The 8973-nt window shown below is 40.6% G+C and carries 9 protein-coding genes and 2 riboswitches; of the genes, 3 read left to right on the top strand and 6 right to left on the bottom strand.

The window, feature by feature from the left end; translation table 11 throughout:
- Positions 1-110 precede the first annotated feature (110 nt).
- From HF078_RS20775 to HF078_RS20755, 5 genes are all read right to left on the bottom strand, one after another.
- The gene (locus tag HF078_RS20775) at positions 111-644 is read right to left on the bottom strand and encodes a 1,2-dihydroxy-3-keto-5-methylthiopentene dioxygenase (RefSeq protein WP_169292850.1); all 534 of its coding nucleotides are present in this window, start codon (positions 642-644) and stop codon (positions 111-113) included.
- Positions 645-662: 18 nt separating this feature from the next.
- On the bottom strand, positions 663-1301 hold the full coding sequence (locus tag HF078_RS20770; protein WP_169292849.1) for a methylthioribulose 1-phosphate dehydratase: 639 nt from the start codon (positions 1299-1301) through the stop codon (positions 663-665).
- Positions 1298-1963: a 2-hydroxy-3-keto-5-methylthiopentenyl-1-phosphate phosphatase gene (locus tag HF078_RS20765; protein ID WP_169292848.1), complete on the bottom strand. Its 666-nt coding sequence runs from the start codon at positions 1961-1963 to the stop codon at positions 1298-1300. Before HF078_RS20765 ends, HF078_RS20770 begins: the two co-directional genes overlap by 4 nt.
- Positions 1960-3204, bottom strand: a complete 1245-nt coding sequence (mtnW, locus tag HF078_RS20760) for a 2,3-diketo-5-methylthiopentyl-1-phosphate enolase (protein WP_169292847.1) — start codon at positions 3202-3204, stop codon at positions 1960-1962. Before mtnW ends, HF078_RS20765 begins: the two co-directional genes overlap by 4 nt.
- Before the next feature lie 73 nt (positions 3205-3277).
- Positions 3278-3383, bottom strand: a riboswitch (SAM riboswitch).
- A 78-nt stretch (positions 3384-3461) separates the two neighbouring features.
- A complete protein-coding gene (locus tag HF078_RS20755) occupies positions 3462-4634 on the bottom strand; it encodes an aminotransferase class I/II-fold pyridoxal phosphate-dependent enzyme (RefSeq protein WP_169292846.1) in 1173 nt (390 codons plus the stop codon).
- 98 nt (positions 4635-4732) lie between these two features.
- Here HF078_RS20755 and HF078_RS20750 point away from each other — a divergent pair, with 98 nt between their 5' ends.
- Positions 4733-5515, top strand: coding sequence for a carbon-nitrogen family hydrolase (locus HF078_RS20750; protein WP_169292845.1), 783 nt, complete (start codon positions 4733-4735; stop codon positions 5513-5515).
- 393 nt (positions 5516-5908) lie between these two features.
- On the opposite strand, the gene cspD is transcribed toward HF078_RS20750, so the two are convergent.
- Positions 5909-6106, bottom strand: coding sequence for a cold-shock protein CspD (gene cspD, locus HF078_RS20745; RefSeq protein WP_010192350.1), 198 nt, complete (start codon positions 6104-6106; stop codon positions 5909-5911).
- A 319-nt stretch (positions 6107-6425) separates the two neighbouring features.
- Positions 6426-6585, top strand: a riboswitch (SAM riboswitch).
- A gap of 105 nt (positions 6586-6690) precedes the next feature.
- Between cspD and mtnK the strand changes: the two genes are divergently transcribed.
- Positions 6691-7887 carry an S-methyl-5-thioribose kinase gene (mtnK, locus tag HF078_RS20740; protein ID WP_169292844.1) on the top strand — a complete coding sequence of 399 codons (1197 nt, stop codon included), beginning with the start codon at positions 6691-6693 and terminating at the stop codon, positions 7885-7887.
- 3 nt (positions 7888-7890) lie between these two features.
- Positions 7891-8940, top strand: coding sequence for an S-methyl-5-thioribose-1-phosphate isomerase (mtnA, locus tag HF078_RS20735; RefSeq protein ID WP_169292843.1), 1050 nt, complete (start codon positions 7891-7893; stop codon positions 8938-8940).
- The last annotated feature ends 33 nt before the right edge of the window (positions 8941-8973 follow it).

The raw sequence follows: 8973 nt of genomic DNA, 5'->3' as shown, positions 1-8973 counted from the left end.
GACCGCCCGCAGGCAAGCGAAGCGCCTGGAACGGAAATCAACCGGATTTTCAATTTCTTAGATTAATGAAAAACAAATGACCCTGCCAAGGCAAGGTCATCTGTTTTATATTAGTTATTTACTTCCTCTTTTTCATAAATGGGTACCCAACCTTCTGTAGTAACGAAGATTCGAACAGCAACTACTTTACGATCATCCATTAAGGTGAAATAATGTCTGACATTTGGAGGGACAGAGATTAAATCCCCAGGTTCCAATTCAACATCAAAGAAAGAACCATCCTTTCCTTGAATGACAAAAATACCATGCCCACTAACAATAAAACGGACTTCATCATCTGTATGATGGTGCTCTTTATTGAAGTTTTGAAGAAGTTGCTCCAGGTTAGGTGTTGTCTCAGATAACGAGATAACGTCTTGTGCCTTGTATCCTCTTTTTAAGGAGATCGCAGCAATCTCCTCTTTGAAAACCGTTAAAATTTCTTCTTTATTTTCGTCAGATAGTGAGAAATTTTCTTCTAGGTGGGAAGGTAATTTTGCTATGTCCCAGTTTTCATAGATTACTTCGTTTTTGTTTAAAAAATTTTCTACCTTTTCCTTCCCTACGATTCTTTCATTTTTTTCATGCAATCTGATTTCTGCCATGTTACATTCCTCCTTAGGTTAAATAGATATTTTTGGTTGAACCAGGTTTTTCACACTTAGTAATTTTAAATGATAGGAGAATAGAAACTCCCAGGCTTCTAGGTATTTTTTTGCTTCAAAGGCAGTTTTGCCCCAGACGGTGATTCCATGATTTCTAATGAGGACTGCGCCAGCGTCTCCTTCAATAAATGAAGAAAATTCATCTGCTAGTGCTGGAATATCAGCATAATTTTTAATAATTGGGATGCTTACCTCAGCATCTTCCTCCCAAATACCAAATGCTTTAATGATTTCCTGCCCTTTGAATCTAATTTCCCTTTGTTCGCCGTATAGCTCAGATATGACATTATTGTCTATCGTATGGACATGCAAAGAGCAACCGGCTTTGGTTTTCCGGTATACTTCAAGATGCAGTAATGTTTCGGCTGAAGGCTTCAAGTCAGTATTCTCAACGGCTTTTCCTGATTCATCCACAAGTAGGAAATCCTCTGAGGTTATCTTCCTTTTATCTTTGCCACTTGAGGAAACCAAGAATTGCAGTGGGGAGTCTGCTACTTTAATAGAAAGGTTTCCACTTGTACCAAAGAACCAATCACGTAAAGCCAATTCTTCCTTAACCTCAGAAAGTTCTGTCCATTTCTTTAATAATTGGCTCATGCAGTCACCTCCCGTTTTTTCAAAGTATCCATCACATCATAAAAGGTTTCGAATGGAGAAAAGGCGATGGACTGCTCCTCGCACTTTTGAATAAGAAAGTCTCTCGCAATTACTTGATCAGCAAGCTTTGCCGCCTCTAAATCTGTAATGGAATCTCCAATCACAATTTTATGGGTGTCAGGTTCGGCAAGCTTTCTGATAATGGATGGCTTGCAACAGCCACAATCATTGTTACAGTTGTCATCACAGGCATGCGGCCAAAGGATATTTATTGTTTCACCGGAAAAATCAGACTTATTGCAATAGATGCTTGTTTCCTCTATCACGCCTGCTAAAAGTGGTTCCAAAAAGAAATCAATACCGCCAGATACAATATAAAGTGGAATTCCTTCTTCTTTTGTGAAAGCGACAAACTCCTTGAAGCCATCACGTATCTCAGCATGCGAGACTATATATTCCGTTATAACTTCCCTCTGTTTAGTAGGAAGAAGGGCAAACATTTTTCCTACACCTTCCTTGATGGAGATCTCCTGGGATAGCACTTTATTTTTTATGTCGTCCCATTCTTCAGGAGCGAATTTCTTCATGATGGCAATAATATTGTCACTATTGGTGATAGTTCCATCAAAGTCACAAAATATCATCGGTTTTTTACCTGTCATGTTGTAACCTCCACACTCCCCCACTGCTTAAGGGCAACCTCTAGCTCAGGATGCTTATGTGCGTAATTTGCCAGTGATTCCCCTGCTTTTACCGCATCTACCGCTTGACGGAAAGCTTTTGCCCCTGCTGCTCCTCCAAGCTCATGACCGTGAACCCCTCCTCCTGCATTGATGACCGCGTCATTTCCGAAATCTTGATAAAGTAGCGGTACAAGTCCAGGGTGTATGCCAGCAGATGGGACAGGCAGAGTCGCTTTTAACTGATTGTCTGATACCGTTAATGCATCACGGATTCCAAGCGCTTGTTCCTTTGGCAACGCAACACTTCCGTAAGGTGAAGGGAATAAAGAAAAGTCGGCTCCTGCAAAGCGTAAAAGTTTTCCTAACAACAATTCATTTGATATTCCATAAAATTCTGATGGTGTGATGGCTCCACTAACTGCCGGATGCGCCATGATTGGAATGGCTACTTCCTTGTCTTCAGCCAAACTTTGGAGTGTATCAAGACCATAAGCAAATACATTGAATAATAGAATATCAGCACCTAATTCTACAGCCCTTTTTGCCTTATCTTTAAGATCCAACGTACGACCTGTCAGGTTTACCGCATATCTTGCACGATGACCAGTCTCTTCTTTCACTTCCTCTAAGATCCTTCTGCCTTCGGTGATCCTTTTTTCAAAAGGGGTTAGTTCGTTTTCAAACAATATTTCGTCATCTTTGATGAAATCCACTCCTCCGAGTGCCTGCTCTTTCAACTGTTCCGTGTGATAAGCAAGGTCCCTGCCAATCACACCTTTGAATATACTCATGACAAATGGTCGATGATGAACGCCAGTAAGGGAGCGAAGCCCTTTTATTCCCAATTTCGGTCCCGGATAAGCTAGCTTCAAGTCTTCACTGAACTCGAGATCAATCAGTTTTATCTCCCCGTCAAGTGATAGCTTGCCAAATACCGTGGTTAATATGGCTGGGAGGTCATTGCTGAAGTTAAAACTGGGATATGCTATTTGGATGATTCCGCGTGTTACCACTTTCCCAAAATATGCATCCACCTTATCACTAGAGGAGAGTTTATTCACGCTTACTACTCTGCCTTTGTGCTTTTTTAGCTGTTCCTGTTCAAGCTGCGGGAGGTCTGTCCAAGATCCGATTGTAAGTCCGAGTGCGATACCTTCCGCCTTTTTTTCGAGATTGCCTTTTTGGTCATGTACCAGATAGGTTGCTAGAATTTCTGACATTATGTACACCCTTTCTTCCGATGATAAAAACAAAAAACCCCTTCCATAAGAAGAGGTTAGTCTATCTAACGTCCTCTTATCTATCAGCTTTATGCTGCAAGATTTAGCACCGTGCTTAATTGAATAAGTCGGTTGCCGGGTTTCATCGGGCCAGTCCCTCCACCTGCTCTTGATAAGATTGGATAATAATATTTAGAAATTATACTGAATTCTAGTTGAGATTATGACATCATTCTGGCTTTATGTCAACAGACTATTCAGAAAATCTTTAACTCTCTGATTCGTTGAACAGCTTCTTGTAATTTTTCTGTACTAGTTAATAAGCCGACGCGTACATAGCCTTCTCCAAAGGAACCAAAGCCAATACCAGGAGCTACAACCACATGTGCCACTTCAAGGAGCTTGTCTGCAAACTCCTCAGAAGTATATCTTTCGGGAACTTTTAACCATGCAAAGAAGGAGCCTTTTGGAGCTTGCACTTCCCAACCAATTTCCTGCAACCCCTGAATAAGGACATTTCGTCTTTCCTCATACAAATCTACCAGTTCTTCTACACAGGTTTGTCTATCTAATAATGCAGTGGCAGCCGCCTCTTGTATTGCTCCAAAAATACTTACATACATATGGTCCTGCAAAAGATTAATAGCTTTGATTACACTTTCATTACCTACTGCAAACCCCACACGCCATCCTGCCATATTAAAAGTTTTCGACAAAGTATAGATTTCAATACCGACATCTTTTGCACCAGGGGTCTGCAAGAAACTTAGCGGTTTTTTTCCATCAAACCCGATAGCACCATAGGCAAAATCATGCACCACACAAATATCGTGTTCCGTTGCAAGTTCTACTGTTTCCTTGAAGAATACAGAATTCGCCACAGCTCCTGTCGGATTATTGGGATAATTGAGGAACATGAGCTTAGCAGCTTTTAAGACTTCGGGATTGATGTCTTCATAGTTTGGTAAAAAATGATATACTTCTTTTAAAGGCATATATTCCATTTTAGCTTTTGCCAATGCTACACCAGACCAATAATCCGGATATCCCGGGTCTGGGACAAGTACAGTATCCCCTGCATTTAATAAGCATTGGGGAATTTCCACTAGTCCCGCCTTCCCACCAAAGAGAATGGCTACTTCTGTATGTGGATCTATTTCAACATCGTATTCTCGTTTATAAAAAGTTGCTATAGCTTCTTTAAAAAATTGGTGCCCCTGAAATGGGGAATATTTATGATGATTCGGTTTTTCGACCGCTTCTTGTAAAGATCTTACAATATGTTCAGGAGTCGGCTGGTCCGGGTTACCTTGGCCTAGATTAATAACATCGTGTCCTTGTTCCACAACCTTACCCACTTTTTCAACCAACGAAGCAAAGAACTGTTTAGGCAGTGTATTTAATAATTCAGATTGTTGAAAGTTTTTCACCTTTTTCACCTACTTAAAAAATTCTTGAAATCCTAGTCACAAATCATATATTGTTAGATTCAACTTGTAAAGTATTTTTTCAACGGGGGGACAAACTAATGAAATGGAAAATTGCTTGTATTCAATTTGATGTAGCCTTCGGAGATCCCGAGGCAAATATAGAAAAGGTGTGTGAATTGTTGACTGTGGCAGGCAAAGATCGCCCAGATATTATCGTTCTTCCTGAACTTTGGTCCACAGGCTACGATTTAGGACGCCTTGATAAGATTGCGGATTCCGGCGGTTTTGTGACGACCAAATTCCTTAAATCGGCTGCAAAAGAATTAAAAACTCATATTGTTGGTGGTTCTGTCGCGAAAAAGACGAACAAAGGAATTTATAACACGATGATCACTGTCAATAAAGACGGAGAAGTTGCAGGCGAATACAGCAAATTGCACCTTTTTCGCTTAATGGACGAGCATCATTTCCTTCAGCCTGGGAAGACAGATGGAATGTTCGAGCTGGACGGGCAAACTTGTGCAGGTTTCATTTGCTATGATATCCGTTTTCCTGAATGGATTCGTGCGCATACCACCAAGGATGCAAAAGCCATCTTTGTTGTTGCGGAGTGGCCTTTGGCAAGAGTTGACCATTGGCGTACCCTTCTTATCGCGCGTGCCATTGAAAACCAGTGTTATGTTATTGCATGTAACCGTTCAGGTGCTGATCCGAAGAATGCTTTTGCTGGCCACTCGATGATTATTGATCCTTGGGGAGAAGTTGTGGCTGAAGCTGGAGAAGCGGAGGAAATCATTACAGCAGAGATAGATTTGGCGAAGGTGGAGGAAGTAAGAAAAAGAATCCCTATCTTTGAAGATAGAAGACCACAATACTATTAATCAATATATTATAGTTGATTAGTTTGTCGCCGCTGTTCCTTTCCGCAAATGGCTTCGCTTTCCGCGGGACGGTGCTTGAGCCTCCTCACTTCGTTGCGGGGTCTCAATCTACCGTTACTCCCCCGCTGGAGTCTCAGCCTTTTGCTCCAATCCACAGCTAGTAATATGTTAAGATACTTTAATGCCTCTTCATGTAGCTCGATTAGATGGTTTTTCTTTAACCTAAATAAAATGAAGTCAACTAGTTGATTGGAGTGGAAGGCGCGCAGACGCCCGCAGGCAAGCGTAGCGCCTGGAACGGAAATCCACTGTATTATATATTCTCTTAATCTTTCAAAACTCTTTCAAAACAAAAAGGACTCCGCGATGGAGTCCTTTTCTATTTGGCTAGCATTATTTTGTAACGTTAGCAGCTTGAGGTCCACGAGCACCTTCAACGATTTCGAAAGATACTTCTTGGCCTTCTTCTAAAGTTTTGAAACCTTCGCCTTGGATTGCGGAGAAGTGTACGAATACGTCGTCTTGACCTTCAACTTCGATGAATCCAAAACCTTTTTCTGCGTTGAACCATTTTACTTTACCTTGTAACATGTTTGTTCCTCCTTGTGGCTAAACCACGTAAATATTACTATTCTTGCTCTTTCAAACATTTCAAGACGAAAACGTGTTTCTGACTTTCCATATTCACGAACAAAAATAATAGTTTAATAATAACAGGTGCCTATCATTTTTTCAAGGTTTTAACCAAACAATTCATACAATTCCATTTAATTCTTCTAAAAAATCAGATATTGGCTCATAAAAAGATTTTCCAAAAACTTATTGACAACTTTCCCGGCACCTTGGTATTATTTTCAACAAGCAATAATTTTCACACAATTTTATACATTCGCAATTAATTGATTGCGATCTCTTATCAAGAGCAGGTGGAGGGATTTGGCCCGATGAAACCCAGCAACCGACCGTAATACTGTTGTGAGACAGGGCGTTACACATTTGTGGACGCCGAACGAATTTGTTCTTAAGGCACGGTGCTAATTCCAGCAGAAATTATTTCTGGCAGATAAGAGGGGAGAAGTCTACTCTTCAAGCCTCTTTCTTATGGAAAGGGGCTTTTATTTTTGAATAAATAAACGCCCCGTTATTAATTAATCACATACACGGGGGTAATGAATATGACAATTACAGCAACTACTGAATATGAGCCGTTAACAGATTCAACCGCTATTACTTTAGCCAAAGACCTAAATTTTTTCAAAGATGGTGCACTCTTGCACTGCCGCGAAATTGGTGATGGAAATTTAAATCTTGTCTTTCACATAAGAGACGAGAATAATACAGGGATTATCATTAAGCAGGCTTTGCCTTATGCCAAAGTTGTCGGGGAAAGCTGGCCGCTGACCTTGCACAGGGCAACAATAGAGGGGAATTACTTAAAAAATGCCGCTACATTGGTTCCTAATCTAGTTCCGAAAGTCTATTATACGAACGAAGCTTTAGCGATAACCATCATGGAGGACCTTTCCCATTTGGAAATCGTTCGAAATGGTTTTCTTAATGGCAAAGACTTCCCTCTTTTGTCAAAGCATATAGGAGAATATTTGGCAAAAACACTATTTTACACTTCTGATTTTGGTTTGAATCAGCAAGAAAAGAAAAAGCTGCAACAGTCATTCGCAAATCCAGAGCTTTGCAAGATTACGGAAGATCTTGTTTTTACAGATCCATTTTTTGATAGTGAGACTAATGACTATGAGCCTGAACTGCTTAGTTCGATTGAGGAAATTTGGAATGATCAGGAGTTAAAGCTTGAAGTGGCAAAGCTGAAATACACATTTTTGACAAACGGAGAAGCACTTCTACACGGAGATCTCCACACAGGAAGCATCTTTGCTAATGAAATTGATACTAAAGTGATTGACCCAGAATTTGCATTTTTCGGACCGATTGGATTTGATGTTGGGCAGTTCTTTGCCAATATCCTATTACAAGCAATCACTAGGGATGTCAGTCAAAGGTCTAGTATCACTTCCCACCTGAATCAAGTATGGGAAGGATTCACTTCCACTTTCTCAGATTTAGGGAAGTCAACAAGTGTGGAATATTACTCCCAAACACCAGGCTATATGGAATTCATCCTGAAAAAAGTCTTTAAGGATGCTATTGGCTTTGCCGGATGTGAGGTTATCCGTCGAACGATTGGGCTGGCTCATGTAGCCGACCTTGATACCCTCAAGCCTTATGAACGTAGAATTTTAGTAAAGCAGCAAGCTTTGTTAGTAGGGAAAGCACTTGTTAAAAATGCTGCAACTATCCGAAATATCCAAGATGTAGAAGCACTACTTGAAATAAATATAAAAGGGAATGTTTAAATTATGACAGTCACTACTAATCTACCGCTATCAGTTGAATGGAAAGACACATATATTCGTTTATTAGATCAACAGAAATTGCCTCAAGAGACTGTATTTATTGATTTGCAAACCATTCATGATGTATATGATGCCATAGTCACCCTTAAAGTAAGGGGTGCGCCTGCAATTGGCATAACAGCTGCTTACGGCCTTGTCCTTGCTGCAAATTCATATACCTTGACAAGTTTACCTGATTTTCAAGATCAGTTAAAAAAGGACAGGGACTATTTGGCGACTTCTCGTCCAACAGCTGTAAACCTTTTTTGGGCAATAGACCGTCTGATACAAATTTCCTTGCAGGCTTCTTCAGTGAACGAAGCAAAAACAAATCTTGTACATGAAGCAATTCAAATTCAACTAGAGGATGAAGCGACATGCAGGCTTATCGGAGAACATGCCCTTTCCTTGTTCCAAAAAAATGATAAGCTGCTGACTATATGTAATGCGGGGTCTATTGCGACAGCACGATACGGTACCGCATTAGCTCCATTCCATTTGGCAAAAGAAAACGAGTTCCCCTTAAGTGTTTTTGCCTGTGAAACGAGACCTGTATTACAGGGATCGCGACTAACTGCCTGGGAGCTGCAACAATCAGGTGTGGATGTAACGTTAATCACTGATAACATGGCTGCACACACCATGAAATCCAAAGAGATTTCTGCTGTTATTGTCGGAGCTGACAGGATCACGGCCAACGGGGATACTGCAAACAAAATTGGCACTTACGGACTTGCTATTCTTGCTAAAGCTTTTGGTATTCCATTTTATGTAGCTGCCCCTTTATCGACGTTTGATTTATCTAAGGAAACTGGGGAGGAAATTGAAATTGAAGAAAGGAGTTCTGAGGAAATCACCCATTTGGGAGGAAAACAGATAGCACCAGATGGCATTTCCGTATTCAATCCTGCATTTGATGTAACTCCAAATGATCTGATTACTGCCATTATTACTGAAAAAGGTATCATCAATGGCGACTATACCAAAGCGATTCCTACACTTTTTGAAGATTGATATTCAAGAACCCTAAGTTCTATCAGCTTAGGG

The organism is Bacillus sp. RO2 (assembly GCF_012911845.1).
In the GTDB taxonomy this organism is placed as follows: domain Bacteria; phylum Bacillota; class Bacilli; order Bacillales; family Bacillaceae_I; genus Sutcliffiella_A.
Note: the sequence above shows the minus strand (reverse complement) of the source record. Positions and strands in the feature narration are given on the sequence as shown.

What these genes read in the sequence shown, in the direction of transcription:
- HF078_RS20775 (WP_169292850.1), bottom strand. Translation starts at nt 644, where the DNA reads ATGGCAGAAATCAGATTGCATGAAAAAAATGAAAGAATCGTAGGGAAG.
- HF078_RS20770 (WP_169292849.1), bottom strand. Translation starts at nt 1,301, where the DNA reads ATGAGCCAATTATTAAAGAAATGGACAGAACTTTCTGAGGTTAAGGAA.
- HF078_RS20765 (WP_169292848.1), bottom strand. Translation starts at nt 1,963, where the DNA reads ATGACAGGTAAAAAACCGATGATATTTTGTGACTTTGATGGAACTATC.
- mtnW (WP_169292847.1), bottom strand. Translation starts at nt 3,204, where the DNA reads ATGTCAGAAATTCTAGCAACCTATCTGGTACATGACCAAAAAGGCAAT.
- HF078_RS20750 (WP_169292845.1), top strand. Translation starts at nt 4,733, where the DNA reads ATGAAATGGAAAATTGCTTGTATTCAATTTGATGTAGCCTTCGGAGAT.
- cspD (WP_010192350.1), bottom strand. Translation starts at nt 6,106, where the DNA reads ATGTTACAAGGTAAAGTAAAATGGTTCAACGCAGAAAAAGGTTTTGGA.
- mtnK (WP_169292844.1), top strand. Translation starts at nt 6,691, where the DNA reads ATGACAATTACAGCAACTACTGAATATGAGCCGTTAACAGATTCAACC.
- mtnA (WP_169292843.1), top strand. Translation starts at nt 7,891, where the DNA reads ATGACAGTCACTACTAATCTACCGCTATCAGTTGAATGGAAAGACACA.